The 24260-nt window shown below is 62.0% G+C and carries 18 protein-coding genes; 13 read left to right on the top strand and 5 right to left on the bottom strand.

The features are described 5' to 3' along the window. From LPW11_RS17990 to LPW11_RS18010, 5 genes are all read left to right on the top strand, one after another. Nucleotides 1-1203, top strand: a complete 1203-nt coding sequence (locus tag LPW11_RS17990) for a CDP-glycerol glycerophosphotransferase family protein (protein WP_230995253.1) — start codon at nt 1-3, stop codon at nt 1201-1203. Between the two features lie 38 nt (nt 1204-1241). Further along, nucleotides 1242-2432 (top strand): glycosyltransferase family 4 protein, encoded by a 1191-nt coding sequence (locus tag LPW11_RS17995; RefSeq protein ID WP_230995254.1) that lies wholly within the window; start codon nt 1242-1244, stop codon nt 2430-2432. 11 nt (nt 2433-2443) lie between these two features. Continuing rightward, nucleotides 2444-3697 (top strand): hypothetical protein, encoded by a 1254-nt coding sequence (locus LPW11_RS18000; protein ID WP_230995255.1) that lies wholly within the window; start codon nt 2444-2446, stop codon nt 3695-3697. A gap of 64 nt (nt 3698-3761) precedes the next feature. Next, nucleotides 3762-4817, top strand: coding sequence for a glycosyltransferase family 4 protein (locus LPW11_RS18005; RefSeq protein WP_230995256.1), 1056 nt, complete (start codon nt 3762-3764; stop codon nt 4815-4817). Nucleotides 4818-4935: 118 nt separating this feature from the next. After that, on the top strand, nt 4936-6084 hold the full coding sequence (locus LPW11_RS18010) for a glycosyltransferase (RefSeq protein ID WP_230995257.1): 1149 nt from the start codon (nt 4936-4938) through the stop codon (nt 6082-6084). A gap of 91 nt (nt 6085-6175) precedes the next feature. On the opposite strand, the gene LPW11_RS18015 is transcribed toward LPW11_RS18010, so the two are convergent. Both LPW11_RS18015 and LPW11_RS18020 read right to left on the bottom strand, forming a co-directional pair. After that, on the bottom strand, nt 6176-7540 hold the full coding sequence (locus tag LPW11_RS18015; protein WP_230995258.1) for a hypothetical protein: 1365 nt from the start codon (nt 7538-7540) through the stop codon (nt 6176-6178). A 629-nt stretch (nt 7541-8169) separates the two neighbouring features. Beyond that, nucleotides 8170-8529, bottom strand: coding sequence for a hypothetical protein (locus LPW11_RS18020; protein WP_230995259.1), 360 nt, complete (start codon nt 8527-8529; stop codon nt 8170-8172). 226 nt (nt 8530-8755) lie between these two features. Between LPW11_RS18020 and LPW11_RS18025 the strand changes: the two genes are divergently transcribed. From LPW11_RS18025 to LPW11_RS18045, 5 genes are all read left to right on the top strand, one after another. Continuing rightward, nucleotides 8756-9505 (top strand): ATP-binding cassette domain-containing protein, encoded by a 750-nt coding sequence (locus LPW11_RS18025; protein WP_230995260.1) that lies wholly within the window; start codon nt 8756-8758, stop codon nt 9503-9505. Further along, the gene (locus LPW11_RS18030; protein ID WP_230995261.1) at nt 9502-11013 is read left to right on the top strand and encodes an ABC transporter permease/substrate-binding protein; all 1512 of its coding nucleotides are present in this window, start codon (nt 9502-9504) and stop codon (nt 11011-11013) included. The genes LPW11_RS18025 and LPW11_RS18030 overlap by 4 nt, the downstream gene beginning before the upstream one ends. Nucleotides 11014-11071: 58 nt before the next feature. Further along, nucleotides 11072-11326 (top strand): AbrB/MazE/SpoVT family DNA-binding domain-containing protein, encoded by a 255-nt coding sequence (locus LPW11_RS18035; protein ID WP_230995262.1) that lies wholly within the window; start codon nt 11072-11074, stop codon nt 11324-11326. Further along, nucleotides 11320-11643 carry a type II toxin-antitoxin system PemK/MazF family toxin gene (locus tag LPW11_RS18040; RefSeq protein WP_230995263.1) on the top strand — a complete coding sequence of 108 codons (324 nt, stop codon included), beginning with the start codon at nt 11320-11322 and terminating at the stop codon, nt 11641-11643. The genes LPW11_RS18035 and LPW11_RS18040 overlap by 7 nt, the downstream gene beginning before the upstream one ends. 199 nt (nt 11644-11842) lie before the next feature. Further along, nucleotides 11843-12247 carry a PQ-loop domain-containing transporter gene (locus LPW11_RS18045; RefSeq protein WP_230995264.1) on the top strand — a complete coding sequence of 135 codons (405 nt, stop codon included), beginning with the start codon at nt 11843-11845 and terminating at the stop codon, nt 12245-12247. Here the strand turns inward: LPW11_RS18045 and LPW11_RS18050 are convergent. Both LPW11_RS18050 and egtD read right to left on the bottom strand, forming a co-directional pair. Further along, on the bottom strand, nt 12175-15597 hold the full coding sequence (locus LPW11_RS18050) for an IscS subfamily cysteine desulfurase (RefSeq protein ID WP_230995265.1): 3423 nt from the start codon (nt 15595-15597) through the stop codon (nt 12175-12177). The genes LPW11_RS18045 and LPW11_RS18050 overlap by 73 nt on opposite strands. 18 nt (nt 15598-15615) lie before the next feature. Continuing rightward, nucleotides 15616-16677 carry an L-histidine N(alpha)-methyltransferase gene (gene egtD / locus LPW11_RS18055; RefSeq protein ID WP_230995266.1) on the bottom strand — a complete coding sequence of 354 codons (1062 nt, stop codon included), beginning with the start codon at nt 16675-16677 and terminating at the stop codon, nt 15616-15618. Nucleotides 16678-17081: 404 nt separating this feature from the next. Here egtD and LPW11_RS18060 point away from each other — a divergent pair, with 404 nt between their 5' ends. The 3 genes from LPW11_RS18060 (at nt 17082) to LPW11_RS18070 (ending at nt 22552) form a co-directional block, all read left to right on the top strand. Next, entirely contained in the window at nt 17082-17588 is a 507-nt protein-coding gene (locus LPW11_RS18060) for a DinB family protein (protein WP_230995267.1), read from the top strand. Nucleotides 17589-17705: 117 nt separating this feature from the next. Further along, entirely contained in the window at nt 17706-17993 is a 288-nt protein-coding gene (locus LPW11_RS18065) for a hypothetical protein (RefSeq protein ID WP_230995268.1), read from the top strand. A gap of 164 nt (nt 17994-18157) precedes the next feature. Continuing rightward, nucleotides 18158-22552 (top strand): PAS domain S-box protein, encoded by a 4395-nt coding sequence (locus LPW11_RS18070; RefSeq protein WP_230995269.1) that lies wholly within the window; start codon nt 18158-18160, stop codon nt 22550-22552. On the opposite strand, the gene LPW11_RS18075 is transcribed toward LPW11_RS18070, so the two are convergent. After that, complete coding sequence (locus LPW11_RS18075; RefSeq protein ID WP_230995270.1) at nt 22539-24200, bottom strand: RecQ family ATP-dependent DNA helicase; 1662 nt, start codon at nt 24198-24200, stop codon at nt 22539-22541. The genes LPW11_RS18070 and LPW11_RS18075 overlap by 14 nt on opposite strands. Between the last annotated feature and the right edge of the window lie 60 nt (nt 24201-24260).

The raw sequence follows: 24260 nt of genomic DNA on the forward strand, positions 1-24260 counted from the left end.
ATGCGCATCTTGAAGAAAATTCTCAGATACCTCGTCGGATTCTCCTTCAACCTCCTTGCCCGATGCCTTGCCGGCGAGCACAGGACAGCCGTTTTCCGCTCCGACCCGCAGCTTTCCGACAATCCCCTGGCTTTTTTCCTCTATCTCCACAGGACCCTCGGCAGCGAATGGTCCTTCGTCTGGCTGGTTCAGGATCTGGAGGGCGCGAGGGGGCAGCTGGAGGCGGAAGGAATCCGTGTGGACGGGAGGGTGAGGTTACTGAAGGCCGGTTCCGTCGCCGCCCACTTCTGGAGCTGCGCGGCAAGGCTTTGCGTCGATTCCCACGGGTCGTTCACCCTGCCACGGTGCGGCATAGGGAAGGGGTTTCACATGTCCCTTTGGCACGGCAGCCCCCTGAAGCGGATCGGACAGGACACCCACGAGGGCTCCGCGTTCCAGACCGACAGCGATCTTGTGGTAGCGTCTGCCGGTCTGTTCGTTCCGATTCTCTCGAGCGGACTGGGAGTCTCCTCCGACAGGATCGTCTGCACCGGGCAGCCCCGCAACGACTGGATGCTCGGCGGGACTCCTGCCGGGAACAGGGCGGCCGGATTCTCGCCGTACATAATGTGGATGCCGACCTACACCATCAGCAGGGGATCTCCGGAAGTGGGGAAGGGGTACAAGGGAAAGGATTTCGACGTCTCGACCGACAGCTTCGGCGTCCTCAACTTGAGCGACTTTCCCGTCCTCGACTCGCATCTCGGCAGCCGCGGGATGAAGCTTTTGCTGAAACTTCACCCTTACGACGTGCGCAACGATCTCGAGTGGCCGAGCTATGAAAACATCGTCGTCATCAAGTGGAACGACGAACGGATTCTCGGGAGCGGGCTCTACAGCGCGCTGGGGAATTCCGAGGCGCTCATCTCCGACGTGTCGTCGGTGATTTTCGACTACATGCTCACCGGGAAAAGAATAGGGATAGACCGCTCCATCGCGGAAAAGTCGCTGCGCGGTCTCGCGTTTTCCCTCGACTTCAGCGAGTTCAACTCTTTTGACATTTCCAGCAAGAGCGACTTCTTCACCTTTATCGATACCGTCGCCCACAGCAGTAGCGAAGGGCGCGGCGCCGCCCCGAGCTTCAGCCTCTACAACGGCGAGGTTCCCGTCCCCTTTTGCAGGAACATCTTTGACCAGCTATCGGCTCGGGGGGTATTCGAGTAGCGCCTCTTGCGCCTCTCCACAACGACATGAAGATTCTGTTGCTTAACACGATGTATGCGCCTCATATCGGTGGAGGCGCCGAGATTATAGTGCAGGAACACGCCGGGGCCCTGCAGCGGGCAGGGGTGGAGGTGGCGGTTCTGTGCCTCGGTCCCGACCCCGGCCTCAGGCGGGAGATGGTCGATGGCGTCACGGTGTGGCGTGCGGGGATTCGCAACCTCTATTTCCCGCACGGCAAACGCCACCCCGCGGCCTGGCAGCGCACCTTGTGGCATGCCCTGGATATCTACAACCCGCTGGTGAAAAAGTACGTCTCGCGGGTCGTCCAAGCTGAAAGGCCGGACGTCGCTTCGTGCCACAACATCTCCGGCTGGTCCATCGCGGTGTGGGATGAGCTCGTCGCACAGAAGGTTCCCATCGTGCAGGTCCTCCACGACCAGTACCTCCTCTGTCCGAAAACCACCATGTTTGCGGACAACTCCTGTTGTCAGTCGCAGTGTACTGTGTGCGCCATGATGCGCTTCCCCCACAGGGAGAAGTCCAGCGCGGTGACATCTGTCGTGGGGGTCAGCGACTTCATCCTCCAGAAGCTGTTGCGGAACGGGTACTTCGCGAGAACCCCCTTCAAGCGCCATATCCACAACACGCGTCAGTTCCCTTTCGATCCCGCGGCCCTTCAGCCGAGAAAGCCGGATGACCAGATCGTCTTCGGTTTCATCGGGTCACTCGCCCCGAACAAGGGGATAGATGTCTTGCTGCAGACCTTTTGTCGCGAAGCGCGGGACAGCTGGCGCCTGCTGGTTGCCGGCGCGGGAAAGGAAGAGTATGAGCGGCATCTGAAGAGCCGTTACAGCGACGCGCGCATCTCCTATCTCGGCCACTGCGAGCCTGCCAGCTTCTTTCCAGCTATAGATGCGACCATAACCCCTTCCATGTGGGAAGATACCTTCCCGGGCGTCGTCTTCGAGTCGATGCTTTTCGGGGTCCCTGTGATCGGCTCCGACAGAGGCGGGATACCGGAGATGATAACCCCCGGCGAGACGGGGATTCTTTTCAACCCCGAGGAGACGGCATCACTGGTGGGTGCAATGGGACAGCTAGAGGACAGCATCGACTTTTTCCGTGCGTCACGAGGGGAAATCATCGGCAAGGCTGCCGCTTTCAGGAACAGGGAGCTGTGGAACGATCAATGGCTGGAGACGTACCGCCAGGCGATGCGGCCGCGTTAGGAGGAGCGCTGGTGTACACCTTGAAAAGCCGGAGGCTCTTCGCCTTCATAAATCAGGGCACGCTCTCCCTGGCGGCGATGACGTTGTTGCTTTCCCTGGACATGCTCGCCGGCCCTTTCAGGTACTACTCGTCCCTTCTCGGGCTGGAGTCGCTTGTCTACCTCCCGAAGGTAATGTGCCTTCTTGTCCTCTTTTTCGAGTTCCTCTCGGGACGTTGCAGCAGGTTCCTCTGCGTCGTCCTCTTGTGGCTCGGCGCCTCCTCTGTGCTGGGAGTCATCAACGGAACCGGGTTGCAAGCTGTCGCCTTCGCCTTTTTCGCGCTCCTGCCATTCTTGTTCGGCCTGATCTCTCCGCACTACCTGCTCGTGCACGAGAAGTACTTCGTCGGTCTGGTGGCCGTCGTCTTCGCTGTCACTGCTGCCGGAGTTTTCATCGATTACGCCATCGACTTCCCCTGGAAGGGGTTTGTCTATAGTCTCAACAATGCCGAGATAGAGGGCTCCCGCGAGTGGACGACCATGGGGCTCGAGCGCGTCGCGGGGTTTACCCGGCTCTCCGCCTCCGCCGGTTGCTATCTTGTCTGCACTGCGCTGTTCTTGTTCAGCTACTGCAGGTCGGTGGCGCTCAGGTGCCTCATCGTGTCCCTCGCCTTTCCTGCTTTGCTGGCGACGACCAACAAGGCCAGCATCCTTGGCTTTGTCTGCGGCTTGCTCGTCTCCATGGTGCCCGCGTGGCTCTGTCAGCTCCGCAAGATCCTGGTCCTGCTGCTGGGGGGGGTGGGGGTAGTACTTCCCGTTTCAGTGCTCTTTCATACCTATGCGCTTGACCTCGATGACGCAGCGAGCATGCTGGTTCTCTCCTCCTTTGAGGACAGGCTCGTCAACACCTGGCCCGGTTTCTTGTCAGCGGTATCCCACTACGGGAACCCCGTTACCGGGGTCGGGTTCGGTGCGGTGGGGCCGGGGGCGAAGTATTTCGCTGAGGGAAACCAAGCAGTCTTTGCTTTCGCCGACAACTTCGCGCTCTATCTGTACGGATGTTTCGGCATTGCCGCTGTTGCGATATATCTCTTCATCGCACAGATTGCCCTCGGACTCTATGCCTCTCCCGGCCCTTTACAGAGGTCACTTGCTCCTGTCCTGGTGGCATTGCTGGCTGCGTCTCTAACGACTGACGTCATTTCGTCCCAGATCTTCGCACTCCTCCTTGGGATAGCCCTCGCCATGTGGAACAGCAGCCGTCCTCCCTGTGCCGGTGGGCTTTAGCCGAGCCTGCGGATGGCGTTTTCCTTTTCCTTCTTCGGCCCTCCCGGGGTCTACAGGTTCACACATGTCTTCACTCGTTGTTAACGGCCGTTTTCTTTCTCAAGGTGTGACCGGCGTGCAGCGGTATGCCACAGAGCTGGTATCGGCCCTCTCGCGCCGCAACGGAGCCGACTCCTTTCATGTCCTGACTCCTGCCAATGCACACCCCTTGGTCCCGTCGCTTGAGACGCGGCAGGTAGGCATCCTGAACGGGCATCTATGGGAGCAGCTTGAACTTCCCCGCTTTTCAAGGAAGGAGCTTCTTCTGAGCTTGTGCAATACGGGGCCCCTGTACCACTCAAACCAGGTGCCCGCAGTGCACGATGCGGCTGTGTTTGCCGCTGCGGCAGGGTTTTCCGGACCTTTTCTCGCCTGGTACCGCTACCTGCTTCCACGGCTGTGCCGCCGTGCGCGTTTGGTTCTGACCGTCTCGGAGTTCTCCAAGGGGGAACTGGTGAGATACTGTGGCGCGGATCCTCGCAAGATCGAGGTAGTTCCGAACGGCACGGACCACATCGACCGGATCGTGAGCGATCCGGGTGCCCTGGAAAAGTTCCGTCTGTGCGGACGCCCCTTCGTCCTTGGGGTCGGCAGCCTGCACCCGAACAAGAACTTCAAGATATTCATGGAGGTAGCAGAGGCATTTGCCGGGAAAGGGGTGGCGTTCGTGGTGGCTGGCGGTGGAAACTCCCAGGTCTTTGCGCAGTCCGGTCATGCCAGCGATCACGTCCGCTTTCTCGGGTATGTCACTGACTCCGAGCTGAAGGCCTTGTACAGTGCCGCGACCTGCTTTCTCTTCCCTTCGCTGTACGAAGGGTTTGGCATACCGCCCCTGGAGGCGATGCGCTGTGGCTGTCCGGTGCTGGCCTCCTCCGCTGCAAGTCTTCCCGAGGTATGCGGTGATGCCGCGCTCTATGCTTCGCCGCACTCTGCTGCGGAATTCACCCGGCAGATGTCCCGCGTCCTTGAGTCCGAAGCGCTCCGAGAGGAGATGACCCTCAAGGGGAAGGAGAAGGCTGACCACTTCAGGTGGGACGAAAGTGCGGCCCGCCTTGCGTCCTCAGTAGCGCGACTTTCATAGCGTGTACCTCCCCCGGAGTGCGTTCCTTCACAACGGCGCTCCAGCGCAACATTTTTTCTCTTTGATTTGGCAGCGCCTGTGGCGCTGCTTCTTGCACTATGCAATGGTTGGGGGGCTTTTGAATCAGATCACAGTTCTGCACGTCGCAGAAACCCTGCGGGGCGGAATCGCCTCATACTTGGAGGAGATATTACCGGAGCAGCTTTCCCGGATCGGAGCCGGGCGGCTGCACGTCTTGGCACCTGCTGCACAGCTTGAAGAGTTACCTTCCTGTCTCAACGACAATATCGACACCTTCGTCGAATCGCGTTGGCGCGGCGGCAACGTCTTTAGACTCATCTGTGCGATCTATCGCGTGATGAAAGAGCGCGACGTCGATGTCGTCCACCTCCATAGCACCTTTGCCGGAGTCGCCGGAAGACTGTGCCTGCGGCTTTTGCGCAAGCGCGTGAAGGTCGTGTACTGCGCTCACGGCTGGGCTTTCGACCGTGATTGCGCCCGGTGGAAAAACTTCCTGGTCAACAGGATGGAGCTTCTCCTCTCCCGCTGGACCGACAGTATCGTGTGCATCTCGGCACACGACTATGAGTCGGCTTTATCTGCCGGCATCCCAGCGGATCGCCTGGTGCTGATACGCAATGGCATATCGCAGCGCAAGGATGAGACGAGCGAGGTGAAGTGGCCTGAGGGGAAGCGCCGCTTTCTCTTTGTGGGGCGATTCGACAGGCAGAAAGGGGTCGATCTATTTGTCGAGGCGATGGAGCGCACGGGAGACGGGGCTTTTGCCTACCTGGTGGGGAGTCCTGTTGTAAACGAGGTTTCCTTTTCATTGCCGGCCAATGTGCAGGTCGTGGACTGGGTCCCGCGCCCGGTCGTGCAGCACTATATCGCCAGCGCTGATGTCGTCGTCGTTCCTTCCCGCTGGGAGGGGTTCGGGCTTATCGCCCTGGAAGCGATGCGTGCCGGCAGGCCCGTAATAGCAGCGCGTGTCGGTGGGCTTAGCGAGCTCGTGGCCGACGGATCGACCGGTTTTCTGTTCGAACCGGGCTCCGTGGCGGCTTTGGCCGAAAGGATGCGGGAGTGTATGGGTGCGGAAGCCGATCTCGGGGGGTTAGGGGAAAGGGCTCGACTCCTCTTCGAGTCGCGATACCTTGCTGACCGCCTGAACACCGAGCTCCTTCGGCTCTATTCCAGCCTCGTTCTTGCCGAACCGTACCTGGGCACACGTGGGGGATACGCAGCAGAGGCTGCACCTTCAGGCGAGTGATGATGACATGAGGCAGGTGCTTTTTTGCAGGAGAGACAATCTGTGGCGGGAGCCACCGCGGTAATAAACCGCGGTGGCTGGTCGATCCCTGTCACTTCCAGATTACCTCGGCCAGCGCGAGCTTCTGGACGCCGAACAGCAGCCGGGGCGTGTCGTCAATGGTTATCACTGCGCGCCCTGCCGGTGCCGGGAGCGGTTGCCGCGCCCCCGTTCCCACCACCAGGGTTGCTAACGCTGCTCCCTCCTTCGACTCGATGGACGCTGCTATTTCTGCCGCCCTTCCGTTGTCTGCCCACAGGGCAAACACCTTTTCCCCCCCCTGATCCTCTATCTCAACACATACCACCCCGGAAGGGGAGAGGAGGCGCGTCACCCTTTTCGCTCCTTTTATGGCTGAAACTGCATCGGCAAATGCCGGAAAGGCGGGTTTCGGGGTGTAGTCGTTCTGGAGCAGGCCGAAGTTCTGTTCCCTTTCCTGGGGGTCCATTCCGTCATTGGTCAGGTCATACCACCAGATCCCCCGGACTGAAGGGATGGTACGCACAAGGAGAAGGGCACGGGCCGAGTATTTCGCTACCGTCTCCGCGCTGTTGCCGCACGCGCCCGAGTGGCTAGGCCAGGACATCTCCGTTATGTACAGCGGCACTTCCTTTTCTGCGTTCGCTCTCTGCAACTCTCCCGCAGTTTCATCGATGAGCCGTATCCACGCCTCCGGTCTGCTGTCCCGATCGCAGTGCACGTACGGGTGAATGGAGACGCCGTCCACGTAGTCGAGGATACCCCCCCGTACCAGTTCGACAGCCCACCCGTTCCTTATTCCAGCCGTGGTGACACTGCCTCCCAGGATGACGGCATCTTTCCTGGCAGCCTTGATCGCCGGCGAAACCGCCTTTACGAGCTTGAGGTAAGACTCGGCTGATTTCGGCTCCTTGCCGTTGTCCCACTCGTTCCATATCTCGATATTGCTGGTGGTGGCAACCTGCGAGGCGACATATCCAGCGTACCTGGCAAACGCTCTGATCCCCTCGTCTGTGACAGGTTTGCCGCCATCGTCATAAAACCTGTTGCCGTAGTCGAGGATTACCAGTTGCGAGATCCCGGACTGTTCGAGCATTGCGTTGTACCTTTGCAGTTTGTCGGGGATCTGCAACTCGCCCGGTACCTTTTCCAAGCCGCTCCAAAAGAAGTCGTCCCGCACTGAGGAGACCCCGAGCCTTGTCAGTGCTGCGATGTTTTTGTCGATGTCCTGTCCCCCGATATGAGTTCCGACGCCGACGACCAGCTCTCGGAACGGCTGGTCCGCCGCGGTGGAACCTGTCGGAGACATGGTGATTGCGGCAGGAGTCGAGGATCCACCTCCGCCGCATCCCGTCACGAGCGTCAGAGCTGCCGCTGCCAGGAGGGCCTTCCATTGTCGCTTGCCTCTACGGTTGCTGCCAGAAATCGTCCATGCCATTTCAGTCTCCCCCTTGCCGTTAGCGGTAGCAGAAGATTTTCAATGAAGATGCCATGTAACATTTCGCTGCACTGGAGGTGGTACCGACGCGATTTTTAAGGAGAATCATCTGCTGTTTCTGAGTCAGCTGATTCTTTCTTTCAAAATGTCTCTGTTTCGTCGGCGCGCCTGACTCACAGACCTGCAAGCTTCTCAGTGATAAAACGGGAGCTTAGGTAAGTTTCAGTCTGTGCACAGATCTAATCTTTTGAACAGTGGAGGTTAGTCAGATTCAGAAGCCTGATGAAATGAGGGGACTGTGAGTGGCACAGTGGAGAAGAGACGCGGCGACTAGATAACTCAGAGGCTGTTCGGCTTGGAGGGCCGAATGCCATGAAATTCACGGATCCCTCGAAGAAAGCTCACACAGTATAGCAACTATGAGAGAAGCTGGTTGGCGTGAATGTACTTTTTTTAATTTTGCGGAGCGGGGCTGCGGACGGCGAGGCGGGAACCTCGGGGTCGTGAAGTGGCTTGAGGTGAAGGGAAGAGGCGCCGTCGCTGCAGCAGCCACGGCGCCGCGGTGCACCACTCTGACGTCGATGTCACTGCCGGGACGTGACGGCGTAGCGGGTGAAGAGGGAGCAGGGTTACCTGAAGAGGATAAGGTCCTCGACTTCGCACTTCAGCGCTTTTGCAAGGGGGTTCAGCAGCGACAAATCTTTCTCCCGTTGCCTCTTTTCCCTCGCCACCGGCGATGAAGTTGTAGTTTTTACAGGTGGTCTGCCGAAATCAGCAAGTATTTGCGACGGTTGCTCATCCGTCAGAGCTGTCTCCAAGTCGTCCTCGCCGAAGGTCTCGTCATGATAGGTTGTTATCTCTGCCGACAGTATTTGAGAATCAAATCTTTCCTCAAGCTCCTCAAGCAATGATCTTAGTTTTATCCATTCGTCATAACGGATGACGGCATATTCCTGCTTGTCTTTGCTACTGATGATCGTCACGTTCATCTGCATTCTCCAGGCGATAGTTCAGCGAAGAATAGTCTGTCGCCCTTTCTTGGTCAAGCACAATGTGCCGCGGTACTGAGAACTACTCTTGCATTTTTGCAAAATATCCAGGCGTATGCTGTTTCCTCTTGTTCCCTCCTCTTCCTGGGAGAATTTATGCAAGGGTCATTGAACCCGGCTCTATCTCTGTTTCAATGCACAGTGCGCATATATATCGGAGGCCGCCATGATCGAGTTACGCAACGTCTCCAAGTCCTTTGCTGCTGTTCACGCCCTCCACTCCTTCAGCCTCTCCATCACTCCCGGCGCTACCACCGTCCTCATCGGCCCGAGCGGCTCCGGGAAATCGACCGTGCTGCGACTGATGATCGGGCTCGATTGGCCGGAGCAGGGGCAGGTTTTTTTCCGCGGCAAAGAGCTGCGCCCCGAAGAGCTCGAGACGGTGCGAAGAAAGATCGGCTACGTGATCCAGGAGGGCGGCCTCTTCCCGCACCTCACAGCGCGGGGGAACGTGGCGCTGATGGCGCACTTTCTCGGCTGGGAGGAGGAAAAGATCGAGAAGCGCATCGCGGAGCTCGCGCACCTTACCCGATTCCCGCTGGAGGGGCTCGATCGATACCCGTCCCAGCTATCGGGCGGACAGCGCCAACGGGTGAGCCTGATGCGGGCCCTGATGCTGGATCCCGACCTCCTTCTCCTCGACGAGCCTCTCGGCGCACTCGACCCGATGATCCGCGCCGAGCTTCAGTGGGACCTGCAACGCATCTTTAGAGCGCTGGAAAAGACGGTGGTCCTCGTTACCCATGATATGGGGGAGGCGATGTTCTTCGGCGACCATGTAGTCCTGCTGCATGAAGGGCGCATCATTCAGCAGGGGTCGCCGGAAGATCTCTTCCGCTCCCCTGCGGATCCGTTCGTTACCCGCTTCATCAATGCGCAACGGACACTCGCCCAAGAAGTGGGGGGGAGCCTGTGACGACGGTGCGGCGACAAGAGATCCTCCTTTTCCTGCTCCTTCTCCTTCCCGTTCATGCTCTGGCGGCCTCTCCGCCTGTGCGCGTCGGATCGAAGGTCTTCACCGAATCCGTGGTACTCGGAGAGGTGACGACGCAACTCCTGTCACACGAGGGGGTGAGCGCGCTGCACAGGCGGCAGCTCGGGGGGACGCGGGTTTTGTGGGGCGCCTTGCTGAAGGGGGAGATCGACATTTATCCGGAGTACACCGGCACGATCAGCGAAGAGATCCTGGCGGGAAAAGGGGTAGGCAGCATCGCCGAGATGAGGGATGCGCTCGCGCGCCACGGGATCAGGATGACGGAGTCTCTCGGCTTCGAGGACAGTTATGCCATCGGGATGAAGGACGCCCTCTGCAGAAGGCTCGGGATCGCCAAGCTCTCCGACCTGCAGCATCACCCAGACCTGGCGCTTGGCTTCAGTAACGAATTCATGGATCGCGGCGACGGCTGGCCCGGACTTCGCGCGCGCTACCGGCTCCCCCAGAAGCGGGTCTTCGGGATGGATCACGACCTCGCCTACCGCGGTCTGCACAGCGGCGCCATTGCCGCAACCGACCTCTATTCCACCGATGCGGAGATCGGCTACTACCACCTGCGGGTCCTGGAGGACGACCTGCACTACTTCCCGCGCTACACCGCGGTCCTCCTGTACCGGGCGGATCTGGAGAAGCGAGGGGCGGTGCGCGCCGCGTTGGCGAAGCTCGCCGGGCGGATCTCACAGTCCTCGATGATCGCCATGAATGAGCGAGTAAAGATCGGGAAGGTCCCCGAGGCGAAGGTCGCTGCCGACTTCCTGGCGCAGCACCTGGCGCTGGAGGGCGGGGTGGCGGAGGAGGGGAGGGGCGCGCGCATCCGGAGGCACACCGCGGAGCACCTGTACCTGGTGGCCCTTTCGCTGTGCGCGGCCGTGGTGGTAGCCATTCCCCTCGGGATAGTTGCCGCCATCAAGCCGCGGGTAAGGCAGCCCATTCTCGGCGCGGCGGGGGTCATCCAGACGATCCCATCGCTTGCCCTTCTCGTTTTCATGATCCCTCTGCTCGGGATCGGGAGCCTCCCGGTCGTCGTGGCGCTCTTTCTGTACAGTCTCCTCCCCATTGTGCGCAACACCTGTGAGGGTTTGCGCGGGATCGCGCCGGAGTGCCGGGAGTCGGCGGAGGCTCTGGGGCTGCCGTTACGGGCGCGGCTTTGGCTCATCGATCTTCCTCTGGCGTCTCGCGAGATCCTCGCGGGAGTGAAGACCTCCGCCGTCATCAACGTGGGGACCGCGACGCTTGGTGCCCTTATCGGAGCAGGAGGGTACGGTCAGCCGATCCTCACCGGGATTCGCCTGGACGACACCGCGCTGATCCTGGAGGGTGCTGTCCCCGCCGCTCTCCTCGCCCTCCTGGTGCAGGCGCTCTTCGAGCTCGCGGAGCGCGTGGTGGTGCCGAAGGGGTTGAGGATAGGGGAGGAGCGGAATATGAGTTGACGGCTTTGGGCGAAGTAATTACAATGTGCTTACGCTATGGAGCGTCCGGAGGTAGGGCATGAGGGCAAGTATCATCCGTATCGGGAATTCTCAGGGGATAAGGATCCCAAAGCTCCTTCTTGAGCAAACGAGACTCGGAAGTGAGGTTGAACTCGAAGTCGAAGACGACAAGATAGTGATTCGGCCGGTATCCCGACCACGACAGGGCTGGCTTGAAAAGTTTAAACTCATGGCAGAGCAGGGTGACGACCGGCTGCTGGACCCGGGCGCTGGGGAAGAGACGGAGTGGGATAAGGATGAATGGGAATGGTGACAAAGCGCTTCGAGGTCTATCTGGTGAATCTTGATCCGACTGTCGGAAGTGAGATTCGGAAGGCCCGACCGTGTCTCATAATCTCTCCGGACGAGATGAACCGTTTTCTTGCAACTGTAATTGTTGCGCCGATGACCACTAAGGGAAGGGATTACCCAACGCGGGTACCTTGCTCGTTCAAAGGAAAGGACGGGCACGTAGTGCTTGATCAACTGAGAACGGTGGACAAGATCCGGCTCGTGCAAAAGCTTGGAAAGGTGAAACCACAAACTCAGCAGGATGTGCTGGCAGTGTTGTCCGACATGTTCGCGGAGTGAAAAGGCCCCGGTTGATGCCGGGGGCCTTTTCAGGGCAACAATGCCGCTTGTTGCACCCTGGCGTGATATTCGTGAGGCGTTCCCGGCGGTCCACCCACAGTGGCGACAGTGTGACCTGCTGCACTGACTTCCTCTGCCGGATCGGGTACTGTGGGGGTACCTCGGGAGCGCCCGGGGAATCCCTTTTCCGGATGTCATCGTGTCGCAGCAATTCCTCTTTACCCTCAAATCTCTGTACGCCGCCAACGGGTTTCTCGCTGTTCTCCTCTACCTGCCGCAGATCATCCGCGCCTGGAAAGACAAGGAGCAGGCGGGTTCCCTCTCTGTCGTCACCTTCGGCGGCTGGACGGTCGGGTCTTTCATCACCGCCCTCTACGCCTGGTACTTTGTCCGCGATCCCCTCTTCACCTTCATCAGCGCCGGCAATACTGCGGGCTCCGGCGCCGTCTTCCTCCTTATCGTGCACAGCCGCCTCTCCGCATGGCGCCTCCTCTTCTTCTCCCGCTGCCTGCCGCTCCTCTGCAAGATCCGCTATCGGCAGGGGACGAAGCGCACTGCGCTGCGCGTTTCCCTCAGCACTTCCCTCAACGACTCGACCACGTAGTCGATCTCCTCTTCTGTCGTCCCCGCTCCGAGAGAGAAGCGGACGGAGCAGTGCGCCTCCTCCGGGGTGAGCCCCATGGCGAGGAGCACGTGTGAGGGATCGGGATTCCCCGACTTGCAGGCCGAGCCGGATGAGAATGCTACCCCGCGCCGGTCGAGCAAAAGCACCAGCGATTCTCCCCGAATGTCCCCGAGCGTCATGCTGAGGGTGTTCGGCAGCCGCTCCACCGCGGGTCCGTTGCGCCGCGCTCGCGGCACAAGCTCCATCAGCTCCTTCTCGAGGCGGTCCCTCAACTGCGCGACCCTTTCGTGCTCGTTGCCAAAAAGTCGCTGCACGGCAAGCTCCACCGCTCTCCCGAATCCCACAATCCCCGGCACGTTCTCCGTCCCCGCACGCAGCCCGCGCTCCTGCCCGCCCCCCTTGATAAGTGCGTCCAGCGCGAGGTCCTTTGCCACATAGAGGGCGCCCACTCCTTTCGGACCGTGCAGCTTGTGCGCGGAGACCGTCAGAAGATCGACTCCCAGATCGGCGACGTCCACCGCTATCTTCCCAAAGGCCTGCACGGCGTCGCAGTGAAAGAGCGCTCCCTTTGCGTGGGCGAGACGGGCGAGTTCAGCCACCGGCTGGACCGCACCGGTTTCGTTGTTGGCGAGCATGATCGATACGAGGAGCGTGTCCGGGCGCAAGACCTCCGCGAGGTGCCTCGGCTCCACGACTCCCTTCCGGTTCACCGGGAGGACGGTGAGCTCGAAACCTGACGCAGCGAGAGCCCGGGCAGGCTCCAGCACCGCGGGGTGCTCGATGCTGCTCACCACGAGGTGCCGCCTCGAGTCTCCGTACGCGCCTGCGACGCCGCGCAGAGCCAGGGAGTTCGCCTCGGAACCCCCTCCGGTAAAGACGATGCGGCGCGCGGTGCAGTTCAGCGCCTGGGCCACGATGCGGCGCGCCCCCTCGACGGCATTGCGGGCACGGGTGCCGAGGGTGTGGATGCTGGAGGGGTTGCCGCAGTCCTCCGCGAGATACGGCATCATCGCCTCCCGCACTTCCGGGGCGACCTGCGTCGTCGCATTGTTGTCGAGATAGACCTTGCGTGACGGCGCCGCGCCCCCTTTCTCCTGGTAGAGCCCGACAGGCACGCTGCACGAGACGCCCCCCTCTGCGAGACCGCCACCTGCGGAGCTCGCGCTCGCTGCGTCCGCATCTTTCACAAGGCGGCACAGGAGCGCCTTGTACACGGGAAAACCGGAGATGGTGTCGCAGTGGGCGAGGTTGGTGACCTCGTTAACGTTGCACTCCTGCCACCTTCCGGGGCCGAGCGGGCCGCCGCCCCCCATGGCCGCATCGACGGAGCCGCGCACGATGTCGTCCGTGACCCGCGCGGTGAAAGGGGCGCGCCCCCGAGGCGTCTCTACCCATACCCTGTCCCCCTCAGCGATCCCCAGTTCCCGTGCGTCCGTCGCATTCACCGTCACCGGCGGTTCCTGGTGCTGGTCCACCAGGCCGCGCACTCCGTGGTGCTGGCTGCGGAAGTCATGAACCGTGCGGGAGCCGGAATTGAAGACGAGGGGGAATTCCCGCGCCAGATCAGGGTTGGCGAGCGGCCCCTCCGCAGGTTCCGTGTACACGGGGAGCGAGGCGTAACCGTGTTCGGCAAGGACGGAGGAGGCGATCTCGAATTTCCCGGTCGGGGTGTTGAAGCCGGGCTTCCCGTCCTCGCGCAGCCCCCCTTTTTCCCACTTCTTGTACTGCATCATGACGGTCGGCAGGCGCGCCTCCCCACCTGCGGCGCGCACTTCCTCCAGGGTGAAGCCGGTCCCCTGGAGGGCGAAGCGCAGGAGCTCCTCTTCGCTTTGGGGGTAGAGCTCGCCGTAGCCTAGGCGTCTTGCGAGTTCGGCCAGGATCAGGAAGTCATTGCGCGACTCCCCCTGCGGCTCCACCAGTCGTTCCCTGATCTTGAAAAGAGGGCCGTAGCGCATGTAGGAGGTGTTTTCGTAGTAGGTGGTGGCGGGAAGGACGATGTCGGCGTAGGCCGAGTCCGCGGTATGGTAGCGGTTTATGGAGACCATGAACTCCAGCGCCTCGAAGGTGCGGCGCCAGATCCCCGGATTTGGCCAGGCGGTGATGATGGACCCCCCGAGAATGGTGAGGGCGCGGATCGGGTACGGTTTTCCTTCCAGGACCGACTCCGGGAGGACGACTGCGTGGGACTCGCCGCGGTAGGCGCTGTACACAGGGTAGCGGTCACGCCCGAGCGCCTTCTTGAGATCGGGGTTCGGCACGAGCCTGGAGCGGTTCTGCGGGAAGATGTTCTCCTTCATGCGAAAGAGGAGGCCGCCGGGGACGTCGAGCTGCCCCGCCAGCGCCCATAGGGTAAATACCGCCCTGATCGCCTGGACACCGCTGTCGGAGTATTCCAGGCCGGTGTACATGACGGGGCAGGCGCCGCGCACGGAGGCGAGGCGGCGCGCCAGCTGACGGATCGTTTCGGCGGGGACGCCGGTTATCCCCTCGGCGATGTCGGGACGGTAGTGCTGGACCAGCTGGGCGAGCTCGTCGAAGCCGACCGTCCACTCCCGCGCGAACTTTTCGTCATAGAGCTCCTCGTCGATGAGGACGCCGATGAGGGAGAGGGCGAGGGCGCCGTCGGTGCCGGGTCGCACCGGGATCCACTCAGCACCCGCCTCGCGCGCTGTCTCTGTGCGCCGGGGGTCGATGGCGACGACGTGCGCCCCGCGCTCCCGCGCCTTCAGGACCTGGCGGTGCACCAGAGGCGGGGAGTCCGTCGCAGGATTGGTCCCCCACAATACGATGAGCTCGGCCTGCTCCAGGTCGGTCTCCAGGGTGAGGAGGGTCTCCCCCATGGTGGTGTGCGGCGCGATGATGGCGTAGGAGACGTAGCAAAGCGCCCCGACCCCGAGGGTGTTCGGCGAGCCGAAGGGGAACAGCACCGAGCAGGCGGAGGAGACGACGGCATCGGCGGGCTGGAAGAGATCGCAAAGGGCCATGTCGAAGGAGCCGCGCCCGGTGTAGATGGCGAGCGCCTCGGGCCCCGATTTTTCCTTTATCTCCCTGAAGCGGCGCACGATGGTGTCGAACGCCTCGTCCCAGGAGATCCTCTCGAAGTCGTAGCTTCCCTTCGCGCCGGTGCGTTTCAGCGGATAGAGGAGGCGGTCGGGGTCGTGGACGACCTGGGGGGAGTGGCGCCCGATGTGGCAGAGCATACCGAGCGGATGCTCCTCCCGGGGCTCCACCTGCACGAGCTTGCCGTTTTCGAGCGATGCGGTCACGAAGCAGCCTGCGGGGCAGATGCCGCACAAGCCGTGGCGGATGTCACAGGTATCCTCAGCCATGGCTACCTCCGGGGTGGATTATCGCTGCGCGTTGCGCCGCAGGAGGAGGAGCGCGAACCATTTGCGCTCGTCGCTGTAGACCTCCACGGTGCTGAAGCCGGACCTTTCCAGGTAGGGGAGAAGCGTCTCCAGGCGGTACTTCCTGCTGATCTCGGTGCGGATCCTTTCCCCCGCCTCGATGGTGATCTCGGTTCGCATGGGGGCGATGTGCAGGCGCTGGCGACGGGTGAAGCGTGCGTAGATCTCGACCTGCTCCGCGAGCTCGTTATAAGAGGCGATATGCTCGATGGCGGAGACGTCGATGTCGCTCCCGAGCTCACGGTTCATGCGGGCAAAGATGTTGCGGGTGAATCGCGCGGTGACCCCGGCGGCGTCGTTGTAGGCGGCCTCGAGGGTGGCGCGGTCCTTCACGAGGTCGACTCCGAGAAGAAAGAAGTCCCCCGGCGAGAGTGCGTCTGCCAGGGTGGCGAGAAAGGGGGCTGTTTCCTCTTCGGGGAAGTTGCCGATGCTGCTGCCGAGAAAGAGGACGAGGAGCGGAGAGAGTTCGTGAAAGAGGGGGAAGGCCCGGTGGTACTCGCTGTTCACTCCGATGACGCGGACTGCGGGGTGGCTGGCGAAGATGCTTTGGCAGGCGCTGGTTAGCGCACTTTCGGAGACATCGATGGGGATGTAGCGCACCGGGGTCCCGCGCCCACTGGCACTGGCGGAATCGAGCCACGCCTGGAGCAGGTGGTGGGTCTTCACCGAGCTGCCGGAACCGAGTTCGGCGAGGGGGACGGGACCGGTGCGCGTCCTGATTCCGCCCGAGTGCGCTGCCAGGAGTGCCGATTCGGTGCGGGTGAGGTAGTACTCCGGCTGCTGCGTGATGAGGTCGAAGAGGGCGCTCCCCTGCGCGTCGTACAGAAAGCGCGACTCGAGGCGGTAGGGGGGTGCCTTGAGACCTGCAGCAGCGGCGCGGGCAAAATCGAGGACGGGGTCGGAATGGGAGAGGCCGCGGAGTATGGTCACGCCGCTGCCGAGGGCGGCCTTCCGGAACTTCCGCCGCAGCGGCGCGATCTGCATCTCTGAAGGAAAATTCACGTCTGCTCCTTCTGCCGGGTGAGGGGCGATTGTTAAGTCCTTAGAAAATTATAATTATGGCAGGGGGGATGGTCAAACGACCGTCGGACGCTGCAGACGGGATTTGATTTTGGAGCGGCGGGGAGTACAGTTTTGGGAATTTCCATCGGTACGGGGTAGCTGCGTCTACCCTCACTACCGGCTGCGCGTGGACTGCCGGGAACGCCTTCGGCTTATCCCGGCCTACATGAACCAACCACACGAGACGGTGGCGCGGCGCTGGAGCATAGGCTTCCTAGCCTGTGCCGCGGCGCCAGCCGCGTACTTTTAGCGAAAGAGCTGGAACCTATTTGTCCGGGCGCCCAATGGAAATGCCGGGAATGCCTTCGGCTTATCCCGGCCTACATGAACAAGGAGGTAACGCCATGAAGGTCGACACCGCGTTGCGGCAGGAACTCCTGGCGCTTCTGGAGGGCGGCAACGCCCACATGTCTTTTGATGAGGTGCTCGCCGATTTTCCCCTCGAGTTCATCAACGCGAAGCCGCCCAACACGCCGTATTCCTTCTGGCACTTCATCGAGCATATTCGCATCGCGCAGTGGGACATCGTGGAGTTCATCAGGAACCCGAAGCATGTCTCGCCGCGCTACCCCGAGGGGTACCGTCCGCATCCCGACGAGATCACGGACGAGGAAGGGTGGCAGGAGAGCTGCCGTCGCTTTCATTCCGATCTGGACGCCCTGCGGGAGATGGCGCGGCGCTCCGATCTCTTGGCCCCGATCCCCCATGCGCCGGAGTACACCATCCTCAGGGAGATACTCGTCGCCGCCGATCACAATGCCTACCACATCGGGGAGCTGGCGATAATGCGCCAGGTGATGGAGCTGTGGCCTGCGGGGAACCGCTACCTCACAGGCACGCCGGATGAATGAAGCGGCGATGCACTCTCGGCATTACTTTCTATTTCATGACCTGCATCAATTAATTACTGCTCCCCATCGGTTATCCTGCGGTCAGTTTCACCACCACATGAAGAAAAGGAGTCTCGCATGGGAAGTTGCGGATGTGGGCACGGCGCAGGGGCCGGGCCGTACGCTGAGGGTAGGGAGCTGGTCGATTTCGTGGCACGCGCGCACGGCGGTTCTCTGAGGGAGCGCGCCGTTCCCGGCGGCGGGCTCTCCACGAGCTGCCAGGGATGCGCCGCCCCCTTTGTAATGACCACCTTCGTCGCTCTTTGCCCGGCCTGCGGCGGGGTCCACGCCGTCTCGCCTCCCCGCTGCGACGATGCGGCAAATATCCAGTACGCCGGTGAGGGGTACACCCTCCCCGCTCTGTAGATTCCGACGATATCCCTCCCGGTCATCCGGGAGGGGTCCCGCAGTCGTCTCTCCCCGCGCAATTCCGCACGTGGCGCGGCCCCACCGAATCTTCCCGCCTCTTTTGAATCCCCCGAAATGCTGTTATCATCGTCAAAGTGAGAGATGCACCTCTCGAGGCTACGATGATACGGAAAAAAGCACCGGCCAGCGCAGGAATCCTTAAGGAGAACCGCCAGAGCTGCCGTCAGGCGCACTCCGATGCCGACGCTGACGGTGTCGTCTGCCTCCAGGAAGAGCTGAGGCTCCTGAACGAGGAACTGCAGGACAAGGTGCAGGCTCTGGACCGGCTGACCAGCGACATGGAGAATGTCCTCTCCAGCTCGCAGATCGCCACCGTATTTCTCGACCGCTCACTGCGCATCAAACGGTACACCCCCGCCTTCGGCTCCATCTTCAACCTGACCCCGGCTTCCATAGGGGAAGAACTCCCTCTCTTTACCGGCGATCTCGCATGGGGCGCTCTGGCCCACGATGCCGAGATCGTGCTGCAGACAAGCACCCCCCGCGAACGGGACGTCACCCTTCCGGACGGCCGGCACTTTCTCATGCGCTTCTTTCCGTATCTCGGCAACGAAGGGGAGGTGGAGGGTGTCGTCATCACCGTCATCGATCTCACCGACCGCAAGCGCACCGAGGACGCCCTGCGCGAGGTCGAGGCGCGGCAGCGGCTTTTCATCGACCACGCTCCCGCAGCCCTTGCCATGTTCGACCGGAAGATGCGCTACCTCTACGCGAGCAATCGCTGGCTGTCGGACTACGGCCTGCAGGGGCGCGACGTGCGGGGGATCTGCCATTACGACCTCTTCCCGGAGCTACCTGAGAGGTGGAAGGAGGCGCACGCCCGCGGCTTTGCCGGCGAGGTACTCCGCTCCGAGGGGGAGCCGTTCGAGCGGGCGGATGGTGCCGTGCAGTGGGTGCGCTGGGAACTGCGGCCGTGGGAGGACGCTTCAGGCGCTGTCGGCGGCATCGTTATCTTTGCGGAGGACATCACCGATCTGAAGGAGGCGGAAGAGGCGCTGCGTGCCACCAGCCGAAAGGCGGAGGAGAACCTCGCGCAGATGCAGGCGATCCTCGACAACCTGACCGAGGGGGTGGTGATAAGCGACCTGCAGGGGAAGCCGTTCCACTGGAATCCCGCTGCTGTCGCGATGCACGAGTTCCGGGACGAAGAGGAATACGTGCGCACCATGCCCGAGTTCAAGAAGATATTCGAGTTTCTGGACGGCGACCAGGTCGTCCCGAACGAGAAATGGCCGCTGTGCCGGATCCTCGACGGAGAGGTGCTGCGCGGCCTCGAGTTGCGCCTGCGGCGGCTGGACAGGAAGTGGGAGCGTACCTTCAGCTATCGCGGCAGGCTCGCCCGGGACGGGGAGGGGAGGCCGCTTCTCGCCGTCATATCCATCATCGATATCACCGAGCGGAGGAAGGACGAGGAGGCGCAGGCGCGGCTCGCGGCGATCGTGGAGTCGTCGGAGGATGCCATCATCGCCAAGGACCTCCACGGTGTCATCCGCACCTGGAATGCCGGGGCTGAGCGGATGTTCGGTTATCGCCCGGAGGAGATCATCGGCAGGCCCGTTTCCACCCTCATCCCCACCGAGTTGCAGAGCGAGGAACAGAATATCCTGCGCATCGTAACGGCAGGGGACCGCGTCCCGCCCTTCGAAACTGTCCGCGTCACGAAGGACGGCACACATTTCTTCGCCTCGGTGACCATCTCCGCCCTGAGAGATGGCGGGGGACGCATCATCGGAGCCTCCAAGATCGTGCGGAACATCACCGAGAAAAAGGAGGCGGAAGAGGCGCTGCAGCGCAGCAACGTGCGACTGAACCTTCTTGCGGAAAGTGCCGGCGAGCTCCTGGCGGGGGTGTCACTTCCGGAGGCGCTCACCTCCATCGGCCACCGGGTCATGGATTTTCTCGACTGCCATCTCTTTTTCAGCTACTTCGCTGACCGCAAGAGCGAGCGCCTCTATTTGAGCGCCTACGGCGGCATCACCGAGGAGGAGGCGCAACGCGTTGCCTACCTCCCGTACGGCTCGTCCATCTGCAATTGCGCGGAAGAGGGGGTGTGCTCCGTCGTCGCGGATGACGCCTCCGGCGTCGGGGACCCGCGCCACGAGCTCGCCCGCTCCCACGGCATTGAGGCATTTGCCTGCCATCCGCTTACGGTACGGGGGCGGGTGCTGGGGACCCTCTCCTTCGGTACGCGCACGAGGAGCCGGTTCAGGGATGAGGAGCTCGCCGTCATGAAGGCCGTGGCGGGGCAGGTGGCGATAGCGGTCGAGCGGCACCGGACGGAGCAGGCGTTGCGCGACAGCGAGGAGCGACTGCGCCTGGCGTACCAGGCGGCGCGCATCGGCACCTTCGACTACGACGTGCAAAGCGGGCTCACCCGCTGGTCTCCGGAGATGGAGGCGATGTACGGCGTTGAGCACACCGGGGAGCCGCGGACCCTTACCGAGTGGGAGGCGCGCCTGCACCCGGAGGGGAGGGAGGACGCCAAATGCCTCCTGCAGCAGGCCTTCAGCACCACCGAGCCGGTGGAGGGGGAGTGGCATGTGCTGTGGCCGGACGGAAGCGTCCACTGGCTCTTTGCGCGCTTCCAGGTCTTTCGTGACCCGTCGGGGAAACCGGTGCGCCTCATCGGGGTGAACTACGACATCACCGAGAGAAAAGAGGTGGAAGAGGAGCTCAGGCGTGCGAAATCCGAGGCGGAAGAAGGGAAGCAGATCCTCGACGCCCTCATGGAGTACATTCCGCTCGGCATCACCATTGCCGATGCTCCAGGGATGCAGGTCCAGCGAGTCAGTCGTTACGGGAGGGAGCTCATCGGACTAGAAAGGGGGATGCTGGTGGAGGAGTATGTGCGGCGCCTCCAGGCCCTTCTCCCGGACGGGGCGACCCCCCTCCCCCTGGAGCAGCTGCCGATGCGGCGGGCGGTGCTGGGTGGGGAGACGGTTCGCGACTTCGAGCTCGTGCAGGTTACCCCGCGGGGGGAATCGATGCCGCTCCTTGCCGACGCAGCGCCGATCCGCGACAGCAGCGGCGCCATCACCGGGGGGATCGTGGCGTGGCGGGAGATCCGCGAGCGCAAGCGCCTGGAGGAGACGCTGCGCCGGGCTCATGACGAGCTGGAGCAGCGGGTGCAGGAGCGGACGGAAGAGCTCGCAGCCGCTGTTACGACGTTGCAGGGGGAGATCCGGGAGCGGCTTGCTGCGGAAGAGAATCTGCGGCGGCTGAACCGGCTCTATGAGGTGTTGAGCGAGATCGACCAGGCCATCATCCGCGCCTCCGGCTGGCACTCCCTCTTCGAGGACTTCTGCCGCATAGCGGTTCAACACGGCGGCTTCCCCCTTGCCTGGGTGGGGCTCGTCGACGACGAGCACCGCACCGTGCGCAGGGTCGCTGCGTGCGGCGCGACCGAATACCTGGACGAGATCCACGTAGGGGTCGGCAGCGAAGCGACCGGCGACGGTCCGATGGCGATCGCGATACGCAACGGAACCTACTACGTCAGCAACGACTTCGAGAATGACCCCCGCACCGCGCCGTGGCAGGAGGCCGCCAAGGCGCACGGCATCAGGGCCTCCGCGTCTATTGCGCTGAAGGAGGAAGAGCGGGTCGTGGGAGCGCTTACCCTGTATTCCTCCGAGTTCAACTTTTTCGACGTGCAGCAGGTCACGCTGCTGCGCCAGATGGGGCGGGACCTCTCCTTTGCCCTCGGGAATCTCCTGCGCGAGGCGAGGCGGCGCGAGGCGGAGGAGGCGCTGCGCGACGAGACGCTGGAGCGTCTGCGCGCGGTGGAGGAGTTGCGTGAGAAGGAGCGGCTCCTGGTGCAGCAAAGCCGCCAGGCCGCCCTCGGCGAGATGCTCGGAAATATCGCCCACCAGTGGAGGCAGCCTCTCAACTCCCTCGGTCTCATGATCCAGGAGCTCTCCCTCGCCCACGAGTCGGGGGAATTCAGCAAGGAATACCTGGACAGCTCCATCGACTCCATCATGCAGATCGTCTACCACATGTCGCAGACTATCGACGATTTCCGCACCTTCTTCAGTCCGGACAAGGAGAAGAACTACTTCAACGTGGCGCAGGCGCTGGAGAAGGTCCTCGGCATCATCGAAGGGAGCTTCAAGAAGTACGGGATCAACGTCGAGGTTTCTGCTACAGCAGACCCGGTGATTTTCGGCTTTCCGAACGAGTACTCCCAGGTACTTCTGAACATTTTGCTGAATGCCCGGGACGCCTTCATGGAGCGGCAGATCGCGGACCCCAAAGTCACCATCGGGATATACCAGGAGCGTGGCAAGTCAGTCCTATCGATCAGGGATAATGCTGGGGGAATCCCCGAGACGATACTGCACAAGATATTCGACCCCTACTTCACCACGAAGGGGCCGGACAAGGGGACCGGCGTCGGTCTCTACATGTCGAAGACGATCATCGAAAAGAACATGCACGGCACCCTCACCGCACGAAACACCGGCGAGGGCGCCGAATTTTTCATCGAGGTGTGACAGGGGAGGGTGCCGGCTTTACGTAGGAAGAGCGCACCCTGCGTGTGCCCCCGTCCCAAAACGCAACAGTGAGATTCTCTCCTTCCACCTTTTCCACCTTTCCCTTCCCGAACTGGCGGTGCGCGACCTCGTCCCCCTCATGCCACTGGCTCCTTTCCGGCTCCCGCACGCTCTTTGCCCCGACCTCGGCTCGGCGCACCTGCGGCAGCCTCCGGGCGGCCCGGTCCCTGCAGTTGTCGCAGTGCTCGCAGCAATCGCTGGTGAGCTCTTCGTTGAAGTAGCGGCTTATGAAGATGGTGCGGCACATGGTCCCTTCGGCGTAGTCCATCATGGTGCGCAACTTCTTTCTGTCGCTCATGTGACGCTCTTCGTAGGCGGCGAGATAGCTGTCGAAATCGTCGGTTGAGGCGAAATCGCGGAGTTTGTGGATGCCGCGCCTCGAGCGGGAGACGATCCCGGCGCTCTCCAGCTGCGCCACCAGGACGCGAGCCCGCCGCTCTCCTGTCCCTGCCGCCGCAGCGAGGGTCTTGAGGGGGGCAGGGTCGGCGCCCACCAGCCGGTAGAATTTCAGCGACTCCTCCCTTTTCGGATATTTCCCCCCCAGGAAATACGCCTGGATCCTGCGGTCCTCCAGCCGGTAGAGGAGGATCGCCCGCGCCCGGTTCCCGTCTCTTCCTGCACGCCCCGCTTCCTGGTAATAGCTCTCCAGCGAGTTGGTGAAGTTGTAATGGATGACGAAACGGATGTCCTCCTTGTCCACCCCGAGCCCGAAGGCATTGGTCGCCACGATGACCTGGTACTCCCCGTCCATGAAGGCGCGCTGCGTCTCCTCCCTCTCTTTGGTCGGCATCTTTCCGTGGTACCTGGCGACGTTGAAGCCGTTCGTCTTCAGCGTCTCGTACAGCTCGTCCGCGAGCTTCACGGTGGCGACGTAGATGATCCCCGATCCCGTCTCGGAGCGCAGGATCTCGGAGAGCTGCTGCGCCTTCTCGGTGGAATTCACGGTGCGCCGCACCTCCCAGAAGAGATTGGCGCGGTCGACGCCGGTACTCACAATCAGAGGATTGTCCATCCCCAGGTGAGTGACGATATCGTTTGCCACATCGGGTGTGGCCGTCGCGGTGACAGCGAGAATCGGAGGGCGTCCCAGTTGCCGGAGTGCGTCCCGGAGCGCCAGGTAGGAAGGGCGGAAATCGTGCCCCCACTGCGAGATGCAATGAGCCTCGTCGACCACGAAGAGGGAAACGCCGTGGCTTGCCAGGACCTCCAGGTATTTAGGGTTTTCCAGCCTCTCCGGAGTCACGTAGATGATGGTCTGCTCCCCCTGGGAGATCTCTTCGACTGTTTCGCGCGTCTCCGATGCGGTGAGGGTGGAGTCGAGGCGCGCGACTTCCACATCCGCCTCCTCGAGCTTTTCCTGCTGATCCTGCATAAGTGAGATGAGGGGGGAGACGACGAGGGTCGGCTTCGGGAGGAAAAGGCTGGGGAGCTGGTAGCAGAGCGACTTGCCGGCACCTGTCGGAAGAAGGCCGAGGGTATCCCTTCCTGACATGACCGCGTTCAGTATTTCTGCCTGCCCGGGGCGAAACTCGGTGACTCCGAAGCGCTCCCGCGCCTCGCGCTTCAACTCTTCCTTGTTGTATGGCATGGGAAATAGGCCCTTTAGATGAAATAGGTGAGTCGGGATAGCCGCAGGCGCTCCCGGCAC

It is taken from the genome of Geomonas sp. RF6 (genome assembly GCF_021044625.1).
In the GTDB taxonomy this organism is placed as follows: domain Bacteria; phylum Desulfobacterota; class Desulfuromonadia; order Geobacterales; family Geobacteraceae; genus RF6.

What these genes read in the sequence shown, in the direction of transcription:
- LPW11_RS17990 (WP_230995253.1), top strand. Translation starts at nt 1, where the DNA reads ATGCGCATCTTGAAGAAAATTCTCAGATACCTCGTCGGATTCTCCTTC.
- LPW11_RS18005 (WP_230995256.1), top strand. Translation starts at nt 3,762, where the DNA reads ATGTCTTCACTCGTTGTTAACGGCCGTTTTCTTTCTCAAGGTGTGACC.
- LPW11_RS18015 (WP_230995258.1), bottom strand. Translation starts at nt 7,540, where the DNA reads ATGGCATGGACGATTTCTGGCAGCAACCGTAGAGGCAAGCGACAATGG.
- LPW11_RS18020 (WP_230995259.1), bottom strand. Translation starts at nt 8,529, where the DNA reads ATGAACGTGACGATCATCAGTAGCAAAGACAAGCAGGAATATGCCGTC.
- LPW11_RS18025 (WP_230995260.1), top strand. Translation starts at nt 8,756, where the DNA reads ATGATCGAGTTACGCAACGTCTCCAAGTCCTTTGCTGCTGTTCACGCC.
- LPW11_RS18035 (WP_230995262.1), top strand. Translation starts at nt 11,072, where the DNA reads ATGAGGGCAAGTATCATCCGTATCGGGAATTCTCAGGGGATAAGGATC.
- LPW11_RS18040 (WP_230995263.1), top strand. Translation starts at nt 11,320, where the DNA reads ATGGTGACAAAGCGCTTCGAGGTCTATCTGGTGAATCTTGATCCGACT.
- LPW11_RS18050 (WP_230995265.1), bottom strand. Translation starts at nt 15,597, where the DNA reads ATGGCTGAGGATACCTGTGACATCCGCCACGGCTTGTGCGGCATCTGC.
- LPW11_RS18060 (WP_230995267.1), top strand. Translation starts at nt 17,082, where the DNA reads ATGAAGGTCGACACCGCGTTGCGGCAGGAACTCCTGGCGCTTCTGGAG.
- LPW11_RS18065 (WP_230995268.1), top strand. Translation starts at nt 17,706, where the DNA reads ATGGGAAGTTGCGGATGTGGGCACGGCGCAGGGGCCGGGCCGTACGCT.
- LPW11_RS18070 (WP_230995269.1), top strand. Translation starts at nt 18,158, where the DNA reads ATGATACGGAAAAAAGCACCGGCCAGCGCAGGAATCCTTAAGGAGAAC.
- LPW11_RS18075 (WP_230995270.1), bottom strand. Translation starts at nt 24,200, where the DNA reads ATGCCATACAACAAGGAAGAGTTGAAGCGCGAGGCGCGGGAGCGCTTC.